Annotated in this window: 18 protein-coding genes and 1 riboswitch; of the genes, 11 read left to right on the top strand and 7 right to left on the bottom strand. The window is 39.0% G+C overall.

Annotated elements, in window-relative coordinates; all coding sequences use genetic code 11:
* Positions 1 to 16 precede the first annotated feature (16 nt).
* Positions 17 to 120: riboswitch (SAM riboswitch) on the bottom strand.
* Between the two features lie 152 nt (positions 121 to 272).
* Together OGI71_RS17925 and OGI71_RS17920 are read right to left on the bottom strand one after the other, a co-directional pair.
* Complete coding sequence (locus OGI71_RS17925) at positions 273 to 962, bottom strand: response regulator transcription factor (RefSeq protein ID WP_120261768.1); 690 nt, start codon at positions 960 to 962, stop codon at positions 273 to 275.
* Positions 963 to 1,016: 54 nt separating this feature from the next.
* Positions 1,017 to 2,846, bottom strand: a complete 1,830-nt coding sequence (locus OGI71_RS17920) for an ATP-binding protein (RefSeq protein WP_282250761.1) — start codon at positions 2,844 to 2,846, stop codon at positions 1,017 to 1,019.
* Positions 2,847 to 3,063: 217 nt separating this feature from the next.
* Here OGI71_RS17920 and OGI71_RS17915 point away from each other — a divergent pair, with 217 nt between their 5' ends.
* On the top strand, positions 3,064 to 3,387 hold the full coding sequence (locus OGI71_RS17915; protein ID WP_282250759.1) for a hypothetical protein: 324 nt from the start codon (positions 3,064 to 3,066) through the stop codon (positions 3,385 to 3,387).
* 55 nt (positions 3,388 to 3,442) lie between these two features.
* Here the strand turns inward: OGI71_RS17915 and pyk are convergent, their stop codons facing one another.
* Positions 3,443 to 4,870: a pyruvate kinase gene (gene pyk / locus OGI71_RS17910; RefSeq protein WP_120261765.1), complete on the bottom strand. Its 1,428-nt coding sequence runs from the start codon at positions 4,868 to 4,870 to the stop codon at positions 3,443 to 3,445.
* Between the two features lie 134 nt (positions 4,871 to 5,004).
* A complete protein-coding gene (locus tag OGI71_RS17905; protein ID WP_282250756.1) occupies positions 5,005 to 5,499 on the bottom strand; it encodes an IPExxxVDY family protein in 495 nt (164 codons plus the stop codon).
* A gap of 287 nt (positions 5,500 to 5,786) precedes the next feature.
* Between OGI71_RS17905 and OGI71_RS17900 the strand changes: the two genes are divergently transcribed.
* The 8 genes from OGI71_RS17900 (at position 5,787) to OGI71_RS17865 (ending at position 14,385) form a co-directional block, all read left to right on the top strand.
* Complete coding sequence (locus tag OGI71_RS17900) at positions 5,787 to 6,023, top strand: acyl carrier protein (RefSeq protein ID WP_028070665.1); 237 nt, start codon at positions 5,787 to 5,789, stop codon at positions 6,021 to 6,023.
* A gap of 27 nt (positions 6,024 to 6,050) precedes the next feature.
* A complete protein-coding gene (gene fabF, locus OGI71_RS17895) occupies positions 6,051 to 7,304 on the top strand; it encodes a beta-ketoacyl-ACP synthase II (RefSeq protein ID WP_120261763.1) in 1,254 nt (417 codons plus the stop codon).
* Between the two features lie 84 nt (positions 7,305 to 7,388).
* Positions 7,389 to 8,129, top strand: coding sequence for a ribonuclease III (gene rnc, locus OGI71_RS17890; RefSeq protein WP_282250746.1), 741 nt, complete (start codon positions 7,389 to 7,391; stop codon positions 8,127 to 8,129).
* Between the two features lie 55 nt (positions 8,130 to 8,184).
* Positions 8,185 to 9,567 carry a histidine--tRNA ligase gene (hisS, locus tag OGI71_RS17885; protein ID WP_282250744.1) on the top strand — a complete coding sequence of 461 codons (1,383 nt, stop codon included), beginning with the start codon at positions 8,185 to 8,187 and terminating at the stop codon, positions 9,565 to 9,567.
* Positions 9,568 to 9,810: 243 nt separating this feature from the next.
* Positions 9,811 to 10,806 (top strand): pyruvate dehydrogenase (acetyl-transferring) E1 component subunit alpha, encoded by a 996-nt coding sequence (gene pdhA / locus OGI71_RS17880; protein ID WP_259186816.1) that lies wholly within the window; start codon positions 9,811 to 9,813, stop codon positions 10,804 to 10,806.
* 29 nt (positions 10,807 to 10,835) lie between these two features.
* A complete protein-coding gene (locus OGI71_RS17875) occupies positions 10,836 to 12,467 on the top strand; it encodes a pyruvate dehydrogenase complex dihydrolipoamide acetyltransferase (RefSeq protein WP_282250741.1) in 1,632 nt (543 codons plus the stop codon).
* 290 nt (positions 12,468 to 12,757) lie between these two features.
* Positions 12,758 to 13,924 carry a serine hydrolase gene (locus tag OGI71_RS17870; protein ID WP_282250740.1) on the top strand — a complete coding sequence of 389 codons (1,167 nt, stop codon included), beginning with the start codon at positions 12,758 to 12,760 and terminating at the stop codon, positions 13,922 to 13,924.
* A 101-nt stretch (positions 13,925 to 14,025) separates the two neighbouring features.
* Positions 14,026 to 14,385, top strand: a complete 360-nt coding sequence (locus tag OGI71_RS17865) for a CoA-binding protein (protein WP_282250739.1) — start codon at positions 14,026 to 14,028, stop codon at positions 14,383 to 14,385.
* Here the strand turns inward: OGI71_RS17865 and OGI71_RS17860 are convergent.
* From OGI71_RS17860 to OGI71_RS17850, 3 genes are all read right to left on the bottom strand, one after another.
* The gene (locus OGI71_RS17860; protein ID WP_282250738.1) at positions 14,382 to 15,632 is read right to left on the bottom strand and encodes an ROK family protein; all 1,251 of its coding nucleotides are present in this window, start codon (positions 15,630 to 15,632) and stop codon (positions 14,382 to 14,384) included. The two genes, OGI71_RS17865 and OGI71_RS17860, sit on opposite strands and share 4 nt — an antisense overlap.
* A 150-nt stretch (positions 15,633 to 15,782) precedes the next feature.
* On the bottom strand, positions 15,783 to 19,184 hold the full coding sequence (locus tag OGI71_RS17855; protein ID WP_282250737.1) for a family 16 glycoside hydrolase: 3,402 nt from the start codon (positions 19,182 to 19,184) through the stop codon (positions 15,783 to 15,785).
* Positions 19,185 to 19,289: 105 nt separating this feature from the next.
* Entirely contained in the window at positions 19,290 to 20,558 is a 1,269-nt protein-coding gene (locus tag OGI71_RS17850; RefSeq protein WP_282250736.1) for a Gfo/Idh/MocA family oxidoreductase, read from the bottom strand.
* A 544-nt stretch (positions 20,559 to 21,102) separates the two neighbouring features.
* On the opposite strand from OGI71_RS17850, the gene OGI71_RS17845 reads away from it, so the two are divergent.
* Together OGI71_RS17845 and OGI71_RS17840 are read left to right on the top strand one after the other, a co-directional pair.
* Positions 21,103 to 23,247: a glycoside hydrolase family 95-like protein gene (locus OGI71_RS17845; RefSeq protein WP_282250735.1), complete on the top strand. Its 2,145-nt coding sequence runs from the start codon at positions 21,103 to 21,105 to the stop codon at positions 23,245 to 23,247.
* 46 nt (positions 23,248 to 23,293) lie between these two features.
* A complete protein-coding gene (locus OGI71_RS17840; RefSeq protein ID WP_282250734.1) occupies positions 23,294 to 24,544 on the top strand; it encodes a glycoside hydrolase family 88 protein in 1,251 nt (416 codons plus the stop codon).
* Positions 24,545 to 24,642: the final 98 nt, after the last annotated feature.

Below are 24,642 nucleotides of genomic sequence, written 5' to 3'. Positions count from 1 at the left end.
AGAATTTGGTGACTTCGGCTTATCATTCCCATATCAAGTAGGGTAGAATTTAGCACCTTGTCAAGGGACAGGTTGCTAAGGCTTCATCGGGTCTATTCCCTCTGCCTTTCTCTATAAGCGATGCTAAGTTAGAACATTTCTTTTTGATATGCAAATTTTTTATAAAAGTGCATCTATTTTTTATATTCTACTAAGGATAGAAATGTTTTATTTCTTTCTTTTCATTGGAAAGGAGGGTGAAATCACGCATTGGTATCTCACCCTCTATGCCTTTAGCTCACCAGGAGTTTGTAACCTTTTCCGTGGACATTGACGATTTCAACCTTGCTGTCTTCTCTTAGGTATTTACGAAGTTTGCTCAGGAATACGTCCATACTTCTACCTGTGAAGTAATTGTCGTCATGCCATATTTTTAATAAAGCTTCTTCCCTAGTCAAAACATCATTCTTTTTTAAACAAAGTAGGCGAAGTAATTCAGCCTCTTTTGTCGATAGTTTTTGCATCTGACCTTTGTAAGAAATCTGCTGACTTGTATAGTCGAAAAAGTAATCTCCAATTTCAAACTTATCTGCAACTACTTCATCCTCTTTATCTCTGACACTTCGTTTCAATAAAGCATTAATCCGAAGAAGTAACTCCTCAACACGGAAAGGTTTTGTGATATAATCATCTCCACCCAATTCAAACGCTTCTGTCTTGTCCTCCATCATGCCTTTTGCAGTGGCGAAGATAATCGGTACGGTACTATTTGTTTTTCTGATCTCACGGCCCACGGTAAAACCGTCTTTTTTAGGCATCATGACATCGAAAATGCATAAATCATAATCATTTTTTTTGAACTGGGAAACGGCTTCGTCTCCATCAATACAGAGCGTAACGTCAAATTTTCCCTTTAATTCGAGATAGTCCTTTAAAAGATCCCCCAAATTGGGATCATCCTCTGCTAATAATATCTTTTGCATAATGAATCTATTAATTTTCACTAATGTTCCCTGAATATACAAAAAAGGAACGTGTTATTTTTTTACGGGCAAAATTACTTCAAAGGTTGTGCCCTTATCTTTCTCACTTTTTACGGTGATTCTTCCATTGAGTCTTCTCAAAATATCCTGAACATAACTTAAGCCCAGACCAAAACCTTTAACGTTGTGGACATTTCCGGTGGGGATACGATAAAATTGATCGAATATCTTTTGAAGGTGATCCCTACTCATGCCGATTCCGTTGTCTGCGATGGTGATAACAATGTTATCGCCAATATTTTTAGAACCGATATTTACATGTAGATCTCCTTTACTGTACTTAATTGCATTGTCCATTAGATTGTAAAATACATTGGAGAAATGCAGCTCATCTCCGACAACAATATCTTTTGTCGCGGCGAGATCGATACTGAATTTTCCGCCGATATTCTGCATCCGGAGCTGCATACTGTCTGTGACAGCGGCTACAAGGTCATTGATATGGACATCTTCACGATCAAGTTTTAATGTTTCTTTCTCCAGTTTTGCTAAGTCTAATACCCGCTCAATATGATTTCCGAGGCGAACATTCTCATCGTAAATGATATTGGCCAATTTCTGTACACGTTTGTGGTCCGCATTGATGTCCGGATCCTTGAGTGATTCACTGGCGATCATGATCGTGGCCACAGGAGTTTTAAACTCATGGGTCATGTTATTAATGAAGTCAGTTTTCATCTCAGATACCTTCTTTTGTCTAAAGATAATGATGAGAGTATAAGCAAAACATCCGACCAATAGAAACAAAAGGGTGAGCATAGGAAGTAGCAAGTAGCTCATGTTGTCTGCTATGATTGCTTTTTTGTTGGGGAAGTATATGGTCAGCTTGCCCGGAGCAGCGCCAACATCGCCTTTAAAAAGAGCTGTAGAATACTTTGTGGTATTTATGGGATTGTTTAGTTCGGCCTCATTGAGAATATTATTTAGCAAAATATTGCTGGTGCTCCATATCTCGATATTAAACGGTGCCTTGATGTCACGATGGATCAATTCTTCCTTTAGGAGTTCTTGGACAATAATAATGTTCAACCGATCCTTAAGTGGTCTTTTCGCCAATTCCATTCCGATAGCGACATCTTCGATGTAATCAGCTTTTTTACCACCAAGCATGGCAACAGAATCGTAAACATTGAAACCGTAGCCTGCATTTTTTTTCGACAGTTTATTTAATTTGGTTTCTAACTCAAAAATTCGTTTCGACAGCTTTGGGTTAGACCTTGGGGGAAGAGCGATGATACTTTTTGCAAGCAACCTTTTGAAATCATCGATATGAACAACTAGAAACCGAGTACTATCGTCTTTCCCTTCTACACGTGGAATCGTTTTTGTTGCGGAAACAAGAATATCTTCTTGGTAATATAGTCCACTTGTTGGGGTTTTAACGATATTAATTTCAACGAGATCTTGGTATTGTGTTCGTTTGACATAGGTTTCGTAAAACCAGTTTTCAATATTAATAATATTTGGATAGGTTGCTTTTAATCTATCTTCTTCTAATTTATATTTTTGATATATATGGTCCAATTTGCCTCTCAGGTCCTCAATCTGAGTTTGCAGTTGCAGCTGTTCGGTCAACTGTTGTTGCTTTGCCTGCTCCTGTTTGGATTTTTCGATATTACGCTCCTGTTGTACTTTTGCGAAATCTACAACTTCACGTCGCTCGAGCTTTCCGGCAACAGCAGTAAGGGCGGCATTGACGGACTCGTCAAAGAGCTGTGATTTTTGACGGTAGGAATCTCGTAGAAAATAGAATTGCATAGCCAATACCCCGATTAGTGCCAAAGACATTAGTCCAATGATTAATACAATACTATTTTTCTTCATGAAATTATGTTTTGCAAATATATATTTTCAATAGCATAATGAGCTCATTACATGCTGTGATTCTGAGCCATTCCCACATCCCATCTGCTGCTTTAGTTGAATTGTTACAAATATAAAGATGCTAACTTGTTTTGGAGTTGTTTTAACAATGTTTAACAGCAATTGCTTTAAATCTTGGTTATGTTGTTGTAAATTAGAAGTTAAAATAGATTATGTTATGAAAACTTATGTATTATCATTGGCATTGTCTTTTACAGTGGGGATTGCTTTCGGTCAGATCAAGCTAAAAGAGCATCGTCCGTTACTGCAGGATAAACAATCCAAGATGCCAGTCCTTGGCTTGGATACCACATCGGCTAAGTATAATATGCCTGTTCAGAAATTCAAAAAGCTGGATGGTCTGGCACCTATGCCGGGAACAGAAAAATCACCCAAGAGAAGGAAATCACAACAGGATACATTGCCGTTTAAACTATTGGAAGATAGTTTGAAAGTGAAAGATTTCAAATTAAAGATTGACTCTTTATATCCCAAGAAATAAAAAAGGAAAGGCATTCTCATCATGAGAATGCCTTTCCTTTTTATGATCCTATTTCTTACAACTGAGAAACACGGATTGTATTTGTTTTGCCTTTTTCAATTAACGGAGTTGATGCCGTATTGATGATAATTGATCCCGGTTTAACATAGTTGTTTTTTACGATAAATCTATTGACATCATGGATAGAACCGTCCGTACTTTCAAATTTGTCATAGATAAATGTTTTCACACCCCAAAGCAAACTCAATTGTTTCAATAGTTTTTCTGTTCCAGTAAATACTAAGATGTCTACGTTGGGTCTGTAGCTTGTAATTTCAAATGCTGTTGCTCCGGAAGAAGTCAAGACAGCGATTGCTGAGGCATTTGTTTTTTGAGCAAGATAAACTGAAGAAGCGCAAATCGCGTCTGGAATAAGTGTTCCGTCGTGGATTTCACTAACTTTCTCATTATAATAAGGATAAGAAGTTTGTTCCACGTGGATAATAATCTTACTCATTGTTTCGATTACAATCTCAGGGAATTCACCCACGGAAGTCTCGCCACTTAGCATCACTGCATCTGCACCATCCAATACTGAATTGGCAACATCGTTTACTTCAGCGCGAGTAGGACGAGGTGTCGTAATCATGCTCTCTAGCATTTGCGTAGCAATAATTACAGGTTTTGAAAGGTCTCTACATTTTTGGACGATGATCTTCTGAAGTCCTGGTACCTCTTCCATTGGAAGTTCAACACCCAAGTCGCCACGAGCAACCATGACAGCGTCGGTAGCTTCGATGATTGCATCGATGTTTTCGATTGCTTCAGGCTTTTCTACTTTCGCGATTACGCGTGCATGGCTTCCTTTTGCGGCAATGATTTCTTTACATTGTGCAATATCTTCTGCCGAACGAACGAATGACATCGCGATCCAGTCAGCTCCGTGATCCAACGCAAAGTTTAAGTTATCTAAATCTTCTTCAGTCAATGAAGGGATAGATACTTTGGTGTTTGGTAAGTTTACGCCTTTACGTGAAGTAAGCACACCACCATGCACTACTTCACAAGTAACCGTGTCCTTATGGTTGGTTTCTAAAACACGAAGTTGAAGTTTTCCGTCATCAAGTAATATGATTTCGTTGGCTTCAACATCGTTTGGAAAGTTTTCGTATGTAATGTAGATTCTGTTTTCGTCTCCAATGAGTTCATGTGTGGTAATTTCAACTTTTGAACCATTTACGAGAACAGCTCCACCTTCTTTCATTTTTCCGATCCGAATCTTTGGACCTTGTAAGTCAGCTAAGATGGCAACATTGAATCCGGTTTCATTATTTATTGCATTTATAGTTTCGATTACCTTAAGGTGATCTGCCTGGCTGCCATGAGAGAAATTCAACCGACACACATCAACCCCTTTGGCAATCATGTTGGTCAAAACTTGTTTGTCTGCCGAAGCAGGGCCTAATGTTGCGACAATTTTAGTCCTTTTTTGAACTTTTTCCATCTGTTATTTTGTATTTTTAATGTTCTTCATTTATGACAACAAACGGCAAGCCGTATTGTTGTCTTTTGTCAAAACTAAATCGAATTAATTTAGATTTAGAGTTAGGTGTATTTGCTACACTAACCTACAGTCTGCTAAAATATGAGATTTTCTTTAGATTTCAATATTTTTGGTGATATTTCTTTTGCAATGACCACTTCCGGTAATTTGCTGATCCTTTTGATTATATGTTCAACATCGTCTTCGCAGATGTAATTTTTGATGATGACAAAGAAATCAAAATGTGGGTTTTCGGGGATTAAAAAGGTTCCCTCAATACTTTTATTGTTAATAAGAAAATATTCTGTATCGGAATCCGGACTGAGATAATGAAAAGCAGTGAAGTGATAGCTTATTTTTTTCTTTACGTCAAAGATGATGTGATATTCAAGCTCTTCTTCTGATTTATTTTTCGGGCGACCATCATGGTCGTATTTGCTCTCTTTGCCTCTGGAAAAATCCAGGTTTGTCACTTTATTGATAAAATGGCAGAGGCGGTAATCTTTAAGCGGGCAGGTGATGGCGAGTAGGGTGAAATCTAACTCTTCATCCATATCCATGTCTAACCTTGCTACTAACTTATTGACCACTTTTTTTATAAAATATATATCCTTATGCTAACGAAGGTACTAATAATTTTAAGGTGGGAATATACTTTTTGTGTAAAATTTGAGTTAATTAGCTGAGCGTTTGGAATACAAAATAATTTTTGTTATACTTGAACTAAGTTAATATAGAGTGGGTTAGCTAGTATAAGACGCGAATAAGTTCGGTCGCCTAACATGGTGACTTTCATCTAAATATCAATTTAGGTTTGAATTTTGATGAAATTTATTTTTCTTTGCACAGATTTATTAAACAATTAAACTATAAAATCATGTCAGATATCGCTTCAAGAGTAAAAGCAATTATCGTTGAAAAATTAGGTGTAGACGAAAACGAAGTAACACCAGAAGCTTCATTCACTAATGATTTAGGTGCTGATTCACTTGACACTGTTGAGTTGATCATGGAGTTTGAAAAAGAATTCAACGTTGCTATTCCTGATGATCAAGCAGAGACTATTGGTACTGTTGGTCAAGCAATCGCTTATTTAGAAAAAAACGTTAACTAACTAATTTAATTAGGCTAATCGTAATAAATGGAGCTTAAAAGAGTAGTAGTAACAGGATTAGGCGCCCTTACACCAATTGGTAATACCGTCTCAGAATACTGGGAGGCGTTAATAAATGGTGTAAGCGGAGCTGCTCCTATTACGCATTTTGATGCGTCAAAATTCAAAACTCAGTTTGCGTGTGAGGTAAAGGGGTTTGATCCACATGATTTCATGGATCGTAAGGAAGCTCGTAAAGTCGATCCTTTTGTACAGTATGCAATTGCGTCTACTGATGAGGCAATTAAAGATGCTGGCTTAGATTTTGAAAAATTAGATACAAATCGTATCGGAGTAATATGGGGCTCAGGAATTGGAGGTCTGACAACTTTTACAGAAGAAGTTGCCAACTTTGCAAAGGGAGATGGAACACCACGTTTCAATCCTTTCTTTATTCCTAAGATGCTCGTTGATATTGCTCCAGGACATATTTCAATGCGTCATGGCCTTCGCGGTCCTAACTTTTCAGCAGTATCGGCCTGTGCCTCTGCTACCAATGCAATGATTGATGCTTTCAACTATATTCGTATGGGAAAAGCAGATGTGATTGTTACCGGTGGATCAGAAGCTACAGTTAATGAGGCTGGAATCGGTGGATTCAACGCTATGCATGCTTTGTCAACAAGAAATGATGATCCCAAAACAGCTTCTCGTCCTTTTGATAAAGACAGAGATGGTTTTGTTTCGGGTGAAGGTTCAGGTGCCTTGATCTTAGAAAGCTTAGAGCATGCCTTAGCACGTGGTGCAAAAATCTATGCAGAGATTGCAGGTGGTGGAATGAGTGCAGATGCACACCATATCACAGCTTCGCATCCAGAAGGATTGGGTGCCAAACTGGCAATGACAATGGCTGTCAATGATGCGGAGATGGATTTTTCAGATATTGATTATATCAATGTCCATGGAACATCTACGCCGGTCGGCGATATCAGTGAAACAAAGGCTATTGTTGACCTGTTTGGTGAACACGCATATAAATTGAATATCAGTTCAACTAAATCAATGACTGGACACCTTTTGGGGGCTGCAGGGGCTATAGAAACTATCGCTTCTATCTTGGCTGTGCAAAATGATATTGTCCCACCGACAATCAATCACTTCACAGATGATCCGGAAATTGATAATAAATTGAATTTTACATTCAACAAAGCGCAAAAACGTACAGTGAATGCGGCGTTGAGTAATACATTTGGATTCGGTGGCCACAATGCTACCGTGATTGTAAAAAAATATAAAGCTTAATGTTTGATCCTTCAAACATGGTTTGGTAATATGAGCTAGCGACAGGTTCTTTAATTAGAACTTGTCGCCTTATTTTTAGATGAGATGCCTTTTTCAAGGATATACAAGTTATATATTTCGCCGGATCGGGAATATGTTAAGAAGCTAAAAAACCTATTAGGTTTTATTCCCGGGAATGTGCATTTGTACAAGATGGCATTTAGACATAAGTCTGTTGCCGTAACAATCAAAGAAGGAGCTAAGAACAGTAATGAGCGCTTGGAGTTCTTGGGTGATGCTGTTTTAGGTTCTGTCGTTGCTGAATTATTGTTCAAGAAATATCCGTATAAAGACGAAGGTTTCCTAACTGAGATGCGTTCCAAAATCGTGAGCCGTGCAAACCTGAACCAACTTTCCAGAAAACTAGGATTCAACGAAATGATACAGTTCGATGCCCGAATGATCAGTTTCCCGAATAAACAAGGATCGTTGTTAGGTGATGCATTTGAAGCGCTGATTGGTGCAGTGTATCTGGACAAAGGCTATGTGTTCACAAAAAGCTTTCTCCTAAACCGTATTATTAAACCACATGTTGATATCCAACTACTGGAGCAGACCGAAACTAATTTCAAAAGTCGGTTGATCGAATGGTGTCAGCATACCGGAAAAGAAATCCTATTTCAACAAACGGATAATCCGGAAGGTGAATCTTCGAAGATGTTTAGTGTTGAGGCTGTTGTAGATGGTGTTGTGTGTGGCCTGGGGCGCGATTTTAATAAAAAGTCAGCCGAGAAATTAGCGGCGGAAAAAGCCTGCGAATTTCTCAAGATCCTGGAAGTAGAATAAAGGATTTTTATTCTTTAATTTATTTAGTCCCCGCTAAATATTAACTTTGCCGGATATGGCAACAGTAAAACCTTCTTTGGCGAAAGGAACCCGTGATTTTTCGCCTTCCGAAATGATCAAACGTAATTATATTTTTGACACATTGAAAGCTGTGTTTAAAAAATATGGTTACAATGAAATACAGACGCCTTCATTTGAGAATTTAACAACCTTAACAGGTAAATACGGTGATGAAGGTGATAAATTGATCTTTAAGATCCTTAACTCCGGAGACTATTTGACAAAAGCTCCAGATAGCCTACTACAAGATAAAAATTCGAATAAGCTAATTCCTCATATTTCTGAAAAAGCGCTAAGATATGATCTGACAGTGCCTTTTGCGCGTTATGTTGTGATGCATCAGAATGAGATCTCCTTACCATTTAAGCGTTTTCAGGTACAACCGGTTTGGCGGGCTGATAAACCGCAAAGAGGCCGTTACCGCGAATTTTACCAATGTGATGTCGATGTGGTGGGGTCAACTAGTTTATTGAATGAAGCTGAATTTATTCTGATTTATCAAGAGGCTTTCGAACGTTTTGGATTGAAAGATTTTAATATTAAAATCAACAACCGGAAGATACTTTCTGGTATCGCCGAAATTATCGGAAAGCCAGAACTTATTGTCGATATGACTGTCGCCATTGATAAGCTGGATAAAATTGGATTGGATGGGGTCAATAAAGAGCTGTTGGAAAGAGGTTTTAGCGAAGCTGATCTGAATCTGTTGAAACCGATCATCTTATTGGAAGGTTCAAATGGGGAGAAACTTGCGTCGTTAAAATCTATCTTGGCCGACTCTTCAATTGGTTTGACAGGTATTGCTGAAATAGAGGAGGTCTTTGATTATATAAGCAAATTGAGTGTTGATACGGAACTATTGACTCGTATTATCGATCTGGATATTACGTTGGCGCGAGGTCTCAATTATTATACAGGCTGTATTTTCGAGGTAAAGACAAATGAAGTAGCTATGGGAAGTATTGGTGGTGGTGGCCGCTATGACGACCTTACAGGAATGTTCGGATTAAAGGATCTGACAGGAGTGGGCGTCTCATTCGGTGCTGATCGTATATACGATGTATTGGAAGAACTAAATTTATTCCCAGCAAATAAAGCGGATTCTACCAAGCTATTGATTATCAATTTTGATAAACAACTTGAAACCTATACACTAGGTTTGCTCAATAAACTTCGTAAAGAAGATATTGCTGTAGAACTATATGCCGCTCCAGTGAAGTTGAAAAAGCAGATGGGGTATGCCGATGGAAAAGGAATCCCTTATGTGTTATTAGTTGGAGATGAAGAGGTTTCATCCGGTCAATTATCACTCAAGGACATGGAAAGTGGGGAGCAGGTGAAGGTTACCGAAAGTGAACTTATCCAAAAACTGCGCTAACAAACAATTTATATAAAATAGATAAAGCCAAATGATTATTAAGTCGTTTGGCTTTTTTATTTTCATAAGTTTTTGATTTATTTGATTGTGCCGTTCATTTATTTGCTGAAAAATGCTATATACTTTAAATCAAATGTCTTAGAAGTGTCTTAAAGTATAAATAAAATTGATTTTTGACCAAGGAAATTCATCCAAAATTATTAGATTTGTAGTCTAGAATTGTAAGAAAATCAAAACTTTGAAATGAGTTCAACACCTATAACAAAAGAGACATATTTGGAGTGGTATAAGTCTATGTTACTTATGCGTAAGTTTGAAGAAAAAGCAGGTCAACTTTACGGACAGCAAAAGATTCGTGGTTTCTGTCACTTGTACATAGGACAAGAGGCAGTAGTCGCTGGAACGATGTCGGTTATCAAACCTGAGGATTCTTTAATCACTGCTTATCGTGATCACGCCCACGCTTTGGCTAAAGGCGTTTCTGCAAATGCTTGTATGGCTGAATTATATGGAAAGATCACTGGTTGTTCAAAAGGTAAAGGAGGCTCAATGCACTTCTTTTCTAAAGAACATAAATTCATGGGTGGCCATGGTATTGTCGGTGGTCAGATTCCTTTAGGTGCTGGTATCGCATTTGCTGAGAAATATCTTGGTACAGATAATGTAAATATCTGTTATATGGGCGATGGAGCTGTACGTCAAGGTGCATTCAACGAAACACTAAACATGGCGATGTTGTGGAAACTCCCAGTTATCTTCGTGTGTGAAAACAACGGTTATGCGATGGGTACTTCTGTACAACGTACAACTAACATGCAGGACATTTACAAAATGGGATTAGGTTTTGATATGCCTTCTGCTCCTGTAGACGGAATGGATGTTGTTGCTGTACACAACGCAATGGACGAAGCTGTTCAACGCGCTCGTGCTGGCGAAGGTCCTACATTCTTAGAAATCCGTACTTACCGTTATAAAGGACACTCAATGTCTGACCCGGCTAAATATCGTACGAAAGAGGAATTGGAAGCGTATAAAGATCGCGATCCATTATTGGCTACGAAACATGCTATTTTGGAAAACAAATATGCAGATGATGCTTGGTTTGCTGAGGTTGAGGCTGATGTGAAAAAAGTAGTTGATGAGTCGGTGAAATTTGCGGAGGATTCTCCTTATCCAACTGCAGATGAATTGTACAAAGATGTTTATGTACAACAAGACTATCCATTTATTTTAGATTAATACTCTTTAACTTGATAATATAATACAGAATGGCTGAAGTAGTAAGAATGCCCAAAATGAGCGACACAATGACCGAAGGGGTCATCGCAAAATGGCACAAAAATGTTGGTGATAAAGTAAATTCTGGTGATCTGGTAGCTGAAATTGAAACAGATAAAGCTACAATGGACTTTGAGTCTTACCAAGAAGGTACTCTTTTATATATTGGCCCTAAAGAAGGTGAAGCAGTAGCTATTGATGCTGTTATTGCTGTTTTGGGTGAACCCGGTGAAGATTTCCAAGCTTTGTTGAGCGGTGATGCTCCGGCAGCTGAGAATGCGCCAGAAAAAACTGAAGAAAAAAAAACCGAAGAAGTTTCTGGTCCAGAATCTTCGGCTAGCACAGTTACAGCTGAAGAATTGGGATGTACTGTGATCACAATGCCATTGTTGAGTGATACCATGAAAGAAGGTGTTATTGCACAATGGAATTTCAAAGTTGGTGACACGATCAAATCTGATGACGCTATCGCTGATGTAGAAACAGATAAAGCTACAATGGAAGTTACGGCTTATGCTGATGGTACATTGTTGTACGTTGGTCTTGAAGCCGGAGAAGCAGCAAAAGTAAATGATATTATTGCTATTGTTGGTCCTGCGGGAACTGATATTACACCTTTATTGAATCAAAAATCTGCTCCTGCAAAAGCGGAAACTGCAGAAGCACCTAAGGCTGATTCAGCTCCTACTGCAACTGCGGCTCCAGTAGCATCAGCTACAAATGATGATGCTCGTGTAAAGGCTTCTCCATTAGCACGTAAGATTGCAAAAGACAAAGGTATCAACTTGAGCGATATCAAAGGATCAGCAGATGGTGGTCGTATCGTGAAAAAAGATGTTGAATCTTTTGTTCCTGCTGCGGCGAAACCTGCTGCAACAGCAGCTACAGCGGCTCCTGCTACAGAGACAAAAGCAATTACTTTACCTACGTATGTTGGTGAAGAACGTTATACAGAGAAACCTGTCAACCAAATGCGTAAGACAATCGCGCGTCGTTTGGCAGAGTCATTGTTTACAGCACCGCATTTTTACTTGACAGTTTCTATCGATATGGATAATGCAATGGTTGCTCGTGCGCAAATCAATGAGATCGCTCCAGTAAAAGTATCATTCAATGATATCGTGGTGAAAGCCGTTGCTGTCGCGTTGAAAAAACACCCAGCAGTGAATTCGTCTTGGCAAGGAGATAAAATCCGTTTCAACGAACATACCAACATTGGTGTGGCTATGGCTGTTGAAGATGGTTTGTTAGTTCCTGTAGTACGTTTTGCGGATGGTAAATCATTATCTCACATCTCTGCTGAGGTGAAAGATTTTGCTCAAAAAGCGAAAGCTAAAAAATTACAACCAGCAGATTGGGAAGGATCTACTTTCACAGTTTCTAACCTGGGAATGTTTGGAATAGATGAATTTACATCTATCATTAACTCTCCTGATGGAGCTATTCTTTCAGTAGGAGCTATCCAAGCTGTTCCTGTTGTGAAAAATGGTGCTGTAGTTCCTGGTAACGTAATGAAAGTAACTTTGGGCTGTGACCACCGTGTGGTAGATGGCGCAACAGGTGCTGCATTTTTACAGACTTTAAAAGCATTGGTAGAAAATCCAGTTAGATTACTAGCATAGATTCCGCAAGCCAATAAAATATTAGCCACTTTATTACTAAAGTGGCTTTTTTTGTTCTAAAAATTCGTTTTTTTATACTAAAATCTTCATTTTAGCATTATTATCTTTATACGCGATTCTTTATTGAAAATCAAAAAGAATACACATTAATCAGAGTAGGAATAGAATGATTGTGATATAAGTATCGTGTAAAAAATGAGGTACAGAATTGGCTTAGTGAAATAGGCAAACATAACACAATATAGAAAATCCAGGAGAAGCATTACGTGAAATTATTTTTTTTAAAGGGAATGGCAGCTCTTTTGTTCGTATCTACAATCGCTTGTAGTTCAAAAGAGAAAAAACAAAAAGAGGCGGCGATAGCACAAGCAAAAATAGATAGTACAAGACTTATTTACAATCCCCAGGATGCAGATCCAAAGATTGACGCCTTTATGAAAAACTTACATTCAAAGGCTGCATTCAATGGAAACGTGCTAGTGGCTAAGGATGGAAAAATTCTATATCAAAATACTTTTGGCTGGGCCAATTACCTGAAGCGCGATAGCTTGGCAATTGATGATAAATTTGAACTGGCTTCAGTCACCAAACCAATAACGGCTGTAGGTATATTGAAGTTGGTCGAAGCGGGAAAATTACGTCTGGATCAGACGATCAATGATTTTTATCCTGATTTTCCGTACCCCGGTATTACTATTAAAATGCTATTGACCCACCGCTCAGGTTTACCTAACTATGTCTATTTTTCAGAAGACCACTGGCCTGATCGAAAAAAAGGAATGACGAATCAGGATGTTATGAAAATGCTGACCGAATTTAAACCGAATAGATATGGTGCTCCGGGTGGTCGTTTTTTCTATAATAATTCCAACTTTATGGTTTTAGGAGCTATTATCGAAAAGGTGTCGAAGCAGGATTATGCGACCTATATGAAAGATAGTGTCTTCAATGTTGCAGGTATGACGAATACCGCCGCGTTGTCTAAGGCTGTCTACGATAAGATTCCAACCAACGTTATAGGTCATGATAAGGTATGGCGCAGATCTGTTGTACAGAATTTTCAAGATGGCCCATTGGGAGACAAGGGAGTTTACAGTACAGTACGCGATTTATACCGCTTTGATCTGGCATTGCGGGATGGACGATTATTGAAGCAATCAACCTTGGATTCGGCTTATCGTGGCTATCCAGACGCAAAAAAGGGTATTTTTAGTTACGGCTATGGATGGCGGACATTTGAACATGGAAACGATCATATTGTCTATCATACGGGATGGTGGCACGGTTTTCGTCACATATATGTACGGGATCTGAAAAGGAATATTGTGATTGTTCTACTTTCCAATATGACAAATGGTAGCTTGGTGAAATTGGATGAACTTTATAAAATTTTGGGAATGCCAGTTTTACGTAAGAACGCCTATAGTACCCATGGCGATTTTATTATTGATGAATAGATCTATTCGTTTCATCATTTCAAAAAATTTAAGACTCCATACCGATGAAGGCTGTGTAAATGCCTTTGAACGGTATAATTGATGAACAAATAAGTATAAGGATGAAAAAGACATTAATCTTAGGCGCCAGTACGAACCCTTCGCGTTATTCAAATAAAGCAGCGAATATGCTCCGTAAGCACGGACATGATATTGTTAACATCGGTTTGAGCGGTGGAGAGGTGGCTGGTGAGCCCATCGAGAAGAAAGGTGAAGTGCATACTGATATAGACACAGTGACCATGTATCTTGGAGTGCAGAATCAAAAGGAGTATTATAACTATATTTTGGCTACAAAACCAAAACGTATAATCTTTAATCCAGGGGCTGAGAATGCTGAGTTAGAGCAGTTGGCTATGGAGAATGGTATTAAAACTGAAAGAGCCTGTACTCTGGTATTATTGAGCACAGGTCAGTTTTAGATTTTAGATTTCCTGAGCAATTCGACAGACAAATACTTTGTGATAAAATAATTTGTCAAACCGATCGTATTACTGTCCAGGTTTAAGCTCGATACTTTTATATCGCAATGTTCTTTTAATATCGCCATTGTATATGAATTGATCGCCTGTTGTATCGGGATCGTAATTAATTCATTGGCTTTGGCGATTTTGCCTCCAAGTACAATAAGTTCTGGATTGAGCAGCTGGATCAGGGAAGCGAAAGCTTTACCTAGATTTGTACCCAATTTAGAAATTTGGTTTATGGCAAATTGATCACCTTTATTAGCCGCCTCGATTACATGAGTTGGTGTTAGGTGATCTAATTCCTCCTTATGTAATTCATTGAGCTTGGTAAGTTCACCTTTTTGGATCTCCTGTTTTGCATTGTTGACCAAGGCAATTCCCGAAGCCACTGTTTCAAGACAACCTCTTTTTCCACAATAACACAATTCACCATTATCAATAAATGGCATATGGCCCACCTCGCCGGAATAACCATCCCGTCCGAGATAAACTTCACCATTGGAAACTATTCCAAGACCTATTCCCCAATCCATTAAAATAATGAGGCTATTTCTCGTGTTTTTGGCCAAACCAAATTTTAGTTCTGCATATGCGGCGCCTTTTACGTCATTGAGGATATAAACAGGTTTTCTGTATTTGTTCTCGAAGTAAGCTGTAATAGATTGCGATGTGTCATGCAGAAATGTTTCATTAGTTCCCTCCTCAGCGTTGATTAGGCCAGGCATGCTAATGATTAGTCCGGTTAAATTTTCCGTATCTACTAATTTTTCCAATAAATATTGATCGATAATCTGCGTAATATCGTAGAGATTATCGGCATTGCGTGATAATTCATTATCAAGTTCTACAGTTTCAGCAACTATATTTTGATTGTTGTCCATGATACTCATTGTAATGGAGAAGCGCTGCAACTCGATACATAACACTTGAAATAACCCATCACACAGCCGATATAGGTTTGGTTTGCGACCACCGATAGATTCTCCCTTGTCAAATTGACGGACAATATTGTCCTCCAATAGTTCAGCAATCAGGCTGTTGACCGTAGGAAGGCTTAGGGAGAGATTTTTTACAATGTCGTTTACTGATACAGATCCTAATTCGGCTATTAATTTGATAATAGAAAGTTTATTGAATAGATTTTTCTTTTCGGGTTTACTATCCAATTTTTTGTTAATCAGTAAGTTTACGGCTTTTGTCATAAAACATCATATTTTGAATTAGAATCCTAGAACCTTAATTTAATAAAAGTTTTGGAATCATTCGGTTATTTTTCTCACTTGTCAAACAAGCCGTTCTTTAAGAAAAAAGGGGATAAGATTCCTTATCCCCTTTTTTTACACTTGGTAAAACTATTTGAGTTTTTTTACTCGAATGTCTTTGAAGAATACTTCAGTTCCATGTCCCAAGAAACCAAGGTGGCCACTTGTACGTTTTAAACCTGGATGCTCTTTACCATCCAACGTACCATTTTTACTAGCTTCCGCAATATCAGCATCGACAATGACAGTACCGTTCAATGTTACCTTAACACGGCTGCCTTTTACATAGATTTCTTCGGAGTTCCACTCACCTAATGGTTTTAAGTAACCCCTTTTAGCCGTTACTACACCATAGATTGAGCCATGATATTGATAAGGTTTTAAATCTTTATAGACATCGGCATCATTATCAAGAACTTGGATTTCCATGGCTTCATAAGCCGCATCACCTTCTAATGGGGCACGTATCCCGACACCATTGTTAGCTCCTGGTGTCAATTTGAAGTCAAAGCGATAGATAAAATCTGAGTACTCTTCTTTTGTATACAAGTTTCCGCCAAATTTAGCATTAGGGTATACCCAGATATAACCTTCATCATTGATGATGTATGCTTTGTTTTCAGTCCATTTGTCCAGATTTGTTCCGTCAAATAGCACTTCAAAACCATCTTTTTTCTCTTGGTCGCTTATTTTGAAGATCTGCTTTCTAGGGAATTCCTTGATGAAAAGATCTCTGTAGTAAACAACTGACCCATGAGCTTGGAGTTCGATCTGCTCTGTTGGGAAAATGGATTGATTTCTGTCCCAATAATTTTCCAGTGGAATATTATCGGTGACCAGTTGACCATTTAACCAAACTGTGACTTTATCGTCAACCATTTTGATTTTAAACGTATTCCATTCACCAGTAGCATTGTCAGCGACCTTGAGCGGTTTGCTTTCGTTTTTTTGGTTGTTGTACAATCCTCCTGAGCCTACTTGAGCACCAACTCTCGTGTTGGCGATATCCCAAATTTGTACTTGTGGAGTGCCTCTCAAGTAAATACCGGCATCACCCTCTATACCACCATAGTTCTCCAATTTCCAGTCTACAAGCATCTCAAAATCTCCATATTGTTTTATGGTAGCCAGATTATCTCCTTTTCCGCTAAAAACAATTTCTCCATTTGAGGCAGACCAACCCTTGCGCATGATCTCATCTGCTTTCGCTTGTTCGGTTGCCAGCGTTTTGGCGTTCATTTTACCTCGTTTTATTGGATCAGCGACTAATCCTTTCCAGCCGCTAAGGTCCTTACCATTGAAAAGTGATACATAACCCTCTTTTACTGGCATTTCAGAAAGATAACGAACAACAGCTTCTTTCAGGTAACCACTCTCGCTACCGGAAAGTTTGCCAATTACCCGTTCTAGTACTTCTCTGACTTTGCTACCATAGTATTTATTGTCCATGGCAATATTCATGGCTGTATTGGCAGCGGCTTCTCCCAGCTGTGAATCAGCCATTTTATCCGCAGCAAAAATAAAAGCTTGATAAGTACCTGTTGGTTGAAGGGCAGAAAGTGCAGCTTTCTTCTGTTCTGCTGTTTTTGCAACACTAAATGCGTCACGCAATAAAAGTGTTTTTTGATCAGCCGTATTAGCCGAAGATGAAATAGATTTGATTAATCCTCTGTAAACAGTATTGAATAAGTTGTCATCTTTTTCTGTTCTTGATAAGGATACCAGTTTAGGAAGTGCATTAGCGGATGACCAACTTGACAACGATGTAATGGCTGCAGCCCTTAACTCCGGATTATTATTATTTAGGTAATTGCCGACTGCTTGTAACGATTGATCGTCACCAAGTCCAGCAAAAATAGGAAAATATTTTGCAGTACTCGGAGCGGCTGATTTTGAGATATTTGCAGCTAATTTCCCTGTTAATCCTTTTGCATTAGGACTTGATTGAATAACATTGACAACTGCTTTCTGCAATAACGCTGCCGATTTTGGATCAGTTGTATTGTTCAGTCTATTGAAAAGTTCTTCAAGATCGGATTCTTGAGCAACATTGGGTAAAGCTTTATTTATCGCTTCCTCTACTGTTGGATTTGTTGTTTTAATCGCCAGAACAGCTTTTGAAGAAGCATTATTGGAGCGTTTGCTCAATATATCCAATAACTGAACTTTTTTGCTGTCATCGACAGAAGCGAGTGCAGTATTGACATCATTGATCACATTAGCATCCTTTGAAGACAGGATAAGGGCCTTAACAGAATTGTTGAATTCTTGATCCGCATCAAAGGCCTGTATTAGGGTATTGGTCTCTTTTCCTTGTGAAAGTGTGTTGATCGCGCTTAATCCTGCTAATTTTGTAACTGGCGAAGTCGTTTTGCCAACCAAGGCTTGGATTGCTTTTAAACTACTCGCGGAACCGTTATGTGCGAGATAGTTTAGGACACTTTCCTGTACCTCTGGTGTACCCTTACTCGCTAGAGCGAGCAGGCTTTTCGCATCACTGCCTTTACCATATTTACCGAGCAATTGCAAGGCAAGGTTGCGGTATGCACCATTATCACTCTTTACAGCAGACAGTAGATTTTTTTGTTGCTTACTTGGATCGATGGCAGCCAATAATTTCAATGAAGCAAATTGTCCGTTGATGGATTTTGCTTTTTGCGACTCCTGGAAGAATTTATTCAGGAATTTGATCGCATCTTGATCATGCTTATTGTCGATCAACGATTGCGCATAGTCAATACCTAGTCCGACAGCATCAAATTTATCGTAACTGTATGCCGCATCGTTCAATTTGTTTTGGAATAAAGAAGCCGAGGCTGTACCGCCAATTTTACTTAGTGCGATCAATGCAGTGCGTTGGAATGCATCGGAGTTATATTTTTTGGTGAAATCCAAAATAGCGTTTTCCGCATTTGCAACCTTTAAATCGCCTAGTGCTGTAACAATAGCGATTGCGTTTTTTTCGGTCGTAGAAGCTGCTAGTGCTTTTTCCAAGGCCGTAGCTGACTCGTTGGTACGGATAGAGACCAAAGTTCTTGCGGCTGCATCAGCTAGATTATCGTTCGTTAAACAATTTGCCACAGCTGAGATTGCAGAGTTATCTGCGCACTGGCGGAGTAAACGTAAAGCGAAAACTTGATTTGTAGGCTCGCTCAGTTGTGCGATGGATTTTGCTAGACCTTCAACAAATACTTTTTTTTGCTGTTCTTTGCCAGGTTGATTTACATAAAAAGAATAGCTGTTGGCAGCAAATTCAATTGGAGCATTATTACTTCCTGGTGCTTTTAGACCTTTAAGGAAAGCAACGATGTCATCGGAAGAAAATCCTTCCAGCTCATGCATGGCGAGCAGGAACTTTTCTTTTTCCTCTGCGGGTTGCTGAGCCAGCACATCAGCTATTTTGGTAGCTGTGGTTCTATTTTGCGGTTGCTGGGCATATGAGGCGCTCGAGATGAGAAGCAATACAGCCAGCGAATTAAATATCTTTTTCATTGAGATTATTTATCTTTTATCGGCATGAAGCTACCATGATTACTGCTATCCATCCAGTGTTCTGATGTCTTTTTTGGTTCATGATATTTCATCGGATTATAATTGTTAGATAGACCAAGGACCTCTCATTGGTTGGTGAATTAAACGATTTGCAGCATCATCATCAATAAATTTCTCATTTTGAGAATCGTATTTTAATGAGCGGTTGAGGCGCAGTGCTGCTAATCCCATATTAACCAATGTACAGGAGCGGTGTCCATTTATTTCATTGAGGGCAAATTTTTCGCGTGTCCGGACAGATTCCAAAAAGTCAGTGATTTGCGGAGCCGGCTCAGGGTATTGTGCCAGTTTTCTTTCCAGATCAGGAATATCCGATGCAAATCCTTTATATAATTTACCTTTAGGTCCTTCAATATAAGCCGCTTTTTCATCTTTGGCCTCGCCATCTAAAATGATCTGACAACCATCAGCATAAGTGAAAGTAATGCGTCTCCAGGTACCAACGGCATCTGGGTGTTGCTGCGGCGCATCCACATCTACACTCACTGGGCTTTCATTGTCCTTACCTAAGAAATATTGCACTGGATCCATATAATGTTGGCCCATATCACCTAATCCTCCGCCATCATAATCCCAATAGCCTCTAAAAGTCGTGTGTACGCGATGTTTATTGTAAGGTTTATATGGTGCTGGACCCAACCAAAATTCGTAGTCTAATTCCGCAGGCACTTGTTCTTCTGGTAGGTTTTCTTTTCCTACCCAATAGAATTTCCAGTCAAATCCTGTATGCTTACTTATCGTTACTTTTAATGGCCAACCCAACATGCCTGTATCTACTAGTTTTTTGATTTTACTAACAGGTACATTCATTCCATAAAAATCATCTTTGAAGCGAAACCAAGTGTTCAGACGGAACATATTTCCGTGTTGTGCAATGGCTTCTTTTACTTTCTTACCTTCACCAATGGTACGCGTCATTGGCTTTTCACACCAGATATCTTTTCCTGCTTTAGCAGCCTCTATAGACATAAGACCATGCCAGTGTGGCGGAGTAGCAATGTGGACAATATCTACTTCTGGAGATTTGATTAATTCTCTAAAATCATGGTATTCTTTTATGCCGCCACCCAGGTCACTTTGTGCAGCCGCAAGATGGCTTTTGTCAACGTCACAAATGGCAACTGTTTTTGTTCCGGCATAGCCGAAGTGTCCACGGCCCATATTTCCGACGCCAATTACTCCTTTGGTTAGATGATCACTCGGAGCAAGATAGCCTTGGCCTCCAAGTACAAAGCGTGGTACAATAGAAAATGCTGCAGCACCTACCACTGATTTTTTAATGAAATCACGCCTTGATGAATTCTGTTCTTTCATGTTGGTTGGATTAGTTGTTTTATAATTGATCCATTTTAGGCTGTTAAAATTAACTGCAATTGGATATTGAACCTAAAAATAGATAAAAAACTGATAAATATAAACTGATAACTAAAATTTTATGTATTGTTTATTCTTGTTTTATGAAAAAATAATAAAAGAATAGCTCTAAATTCATTTCTTTCGTATATAAGGTTCGATTCTATTATCCAACGCTAATGTTTAGTTACAGAATTGTTACATGAGCTGTACTGTTCGAAATTCTTACTAAAGAGCATAAATTTTCTAGAACACAATCTAATCCATCTTGTGGTAATAGACCTGCAGTATGTGGGCATTTTGAAAGGACAGAACGATTTATTGGTCCTATTAAAACCTGAATAGTATGCCTTAATTTTATATTCATCCAGTGGGTGCTCACATAAAAATCAGGTGATATGATACCGGAAACTCGTGAAACCACTCAATCGTTTTCGTAAAACAAGCTTGATTATGCTTAGAGAATCAGGCATCTTTATGGAGCCTTCAAAAGAAGAAAACCGATATGATGAGACCAACCATGCTATTGATAATTATTTATGCGCTAATCCTACCTGTAATCGGATTTGGGCAATTTAAAGTTGCTCCGCTCGGAAACACGATATATGAGGGTGTGTTTACCGGTAATGGCCTATTGGGAACGATGACTTATCTATCCAGTAAAAAATCAGTGCGTATTGACATCGGCCGAACAGATGTATATGATCATCGTGCAAATTCGGAAGACAAGTTGTTCGATAAAGGCCGTCTATCATTGGGGTACTTTGATCTGGATCTGGGAAGCGCAATCGTCCAAAGTAGGGGTGATATCTATCTAAAGGAGGCTTATGCTGTGGCAACTATCTCGACAGATCAGGGACAGATCAAAGTGAAAACGACAACACTTTCCAATGATAATATTATCTTATTAGAGGTGTTGAAACAGGATTTTAAGGGAAAGTACTCGTTCAATTGGGTAGCCGATTCGGCAATCAGTCCACGCATGAAATTTTCCTATACCCAAAAACCAAAGGCTTACCTTGCCAATCCTGCTGGAAAGAATGGACAACAAGGTCACATAAAATACTATGAACAAGCACTGATAGCGGGTGGGGGGTATACGACCGCCTATCTGCTGCGATCAACGAAAGACATGGATACCTATGTTATTACCGTTGGCTATAATCAAAAATCAGCGGATTTTACCCAAGAAACATTAGCGTATCTTCTAAAATTTGGTGCACGGGAAATAAGTACCGGTTTGAAAGAACATCGTCAATGGTGGACGAGCTATTTTAAGGCATCTACACTTGAACTGCCTGATTCAACCTATCAAGGTTTCTACGATATGCAATTGTATAAGCTGGCAAGCGCAACCCGATCGGACAAGCCAGCTATGGATCTGCAGGGACCGTGGACAAGTCCCACTCCCTGGCCAGCTTATTGGCTCAATCTAAATATGCAGCTCGCATATTCACCGACTTTTAAAGCAAATCACCTGGATATCGCCAATTCTTTGATTCAAATGATTGACCAAAATAAGCATAATCTGCGTCTTAATGTTCCGGAACCCTATCGTTACAATAGTATAGCCGTGGGTCGTTCTTCTGCACCGGATTTATGGAGTCCAGTATTATTGCAAAAAGGTGTCTCTCTTGAAAAAGCCTCTGATGGTGATAAAGAACTTGGTAACCTTGTATGGCTACTGCACAGCTACTATCAGTACTATCGGGCAACACTGTCGCGAGATGTATATGATCGTTTATTTCCACTTTTGAAGGACGCAATCAACTACCATTTGCATTTGCTGGAGAAAGATCAAAATGGGAAATATGCTATCGCTGTTAAAACTTATTCACCCGAATATTCAAAAGGATTTGCTTATAATACAAATTACGACCTATCAATCCTAAAGTGGGGTTTAAGGACACTTTTGGAACTGGACGACGAACGTGGAGGCAACGATCCGCTTCATGCTGTATGGAAGGATGTGCTGGCACATTTGGTTGAATATCCACAAAACACTGATGGTTTTATGATTGCCAAAGATGTACCCTATGAAGAATCACATCGACATTATTCTCATCTGATGATGATCTATCCTTTTTATGATGTGAACTGGGATCAAAAGGAGAATAGGGCGCTGATTGAAAAATCTATTGCACATTGGCAGAGTAAAAAACAATGGCTTCAGGGTTATTCCTTTTCAGGGGCAGCTTCGATGTATGCCATGATGGGACGAGGCGATGCGGCTCTAGCCTCGTTGGATATTTTGTTGAACAAATATGTTAAAGCGAATACCCTCTATGCGGAAAGTGGTCCTGTGATCGAAACGCCGTTGGCTGCCATGGCAAGTATACAGGAGCTTTGTCTGCAATATTGGAATGGGATATTGCGTGTATTCCCAGCTGTTCCGAGTAAATGGAGAGATCTCTCCTTTACCCATTTTTTAGCGGATGGGGGCAATTTGATTTCTGCACAACGTAAAAATGGAAATACAGTAGCTGTTGAAGTTAAAAGCCAATACGGTGGAACATTAAAACTAAAGCTCGGTATGCTTAACCCAATTGTTAAAATACATGGGAAGGGTACGTATACGAAACAGGAGGATGGCTTAATCAGGTTAGAACTCAATAAGGGAACTATAGTCGCTATCCGTGAAAGTAAATAAATAAAAGCAAGCAAAATAAACAACGTATAGAAAGGGAATATAAATAATGAGATTTAGAAAGCAAATTTTTATGATTTTATGGGCTGTTCTGGGGACAGGTACTTTGGCCCATGGACAAACTGTGAAATTGAAACTGTCGAAAGAGTTTGTACAACAGCAACTTGATGCTGCTGCCAAGCAGATTAAAGTTTTGGATAAGGAAACACCGACGGATAAGTTTCCGAAAACATTTGAAAATGGCAAAGAGGTCTTTTCATCATCAAGCTGGTGGTGCTCGGGCTTCTATCCAGGGACGTTATTTTATTTATATGAGGGAACCAAAGATCCGGATCTACTAAAGAAAGCGGAAGATAAATTAACCTATTTGGAAAAGGAGAAGAATAACAAAGGTACACATGACTTGGGCTTTATGTTGTTCTGTAGTTTTGGAAATGCCCTTCGGTTGACTGGGAACACCAAGCAATATGAACCGGTTTTAACAACAGGGGCAAATTCATTGGCATCACGTTATAGTTCGAAGACAAAAACTATCCGTTCATGGGATCACGGGTCCTGGGATTATCCCGTCATTATAGACAATATGATGAACTTGGAGTTTTTGACACAGGTCTCTAAAATAACAGGAGATAAAAAGTATTATGATATTGCGGTCACACATGCTGAAACAACTTTAAAAAATCATTTTCGGAAAGATTATAGTTCTTACCATGTGATCGACTATGATAAGAATACAGGTAAAGTGCGATCGAAAAAAACACATCAAGGGGCATTTGATGAGTCTGCCTGGTCACGGGGACAGGGGTGGGCTTTATACGGTTATACGATGATGTACCGTGAAACAAAGAAAAAGGAGTTTTTAAAGCAGGCACAGCAGATAGCGAAATACATTCTTGACAATCCAGATCTACCCTCCGATCTAATTCCGTATTGGGATTTTGATAAGGATAAGATCGCTGCATCTGATAAGATGTACCCGAATAAGGATTTAAGAGACGTCTCTGCCGCTGCTTTGTATGCTTCGGCGCTATTAGAGCTTTCGCAATATACCAAGGGTAGCGAATCTGCACTTTACTTCGATAAAGCGGAGACAATGATCAAAAATCTATCTCAAGCACCTTATTTGGCTGCTTATGGTCAAAATGGAGGCTATATTCTTCAACATAGTGTGGGAGCACTTCCTTTAAATTCGGAGATTGATGTACCACTGACATATGCTGACTACTATTATGTAGAAGCATTGGTGCGCTATAAAAGGCTCTTGGATGGTGAACCAATGATAAAAGAAATCGCGAAGTAAATACAGTAACGATAAAAGTAACAAAGGCGCCCATTTAGGCGTCTTTGTTACTTTTAAATCTATTCGTACCCTGCCTACAGTCTCTTTTCAAATATTTA

Origin of the sequence: Sphingobacterium sp. ML3W (assembly GCF_029542085.1) — a bacterium.
GTDB lineage: Bacteria > Bacteroidota > Bacteroidia > Sphingobacteriales > Sphingobacteriaceae > Sphingobacterium.
The sequence above is the reverse complement of the archived record's forward strand: the minus strand, read 5'-3'. Positions and strand labels throughout refer to the sequence as shown.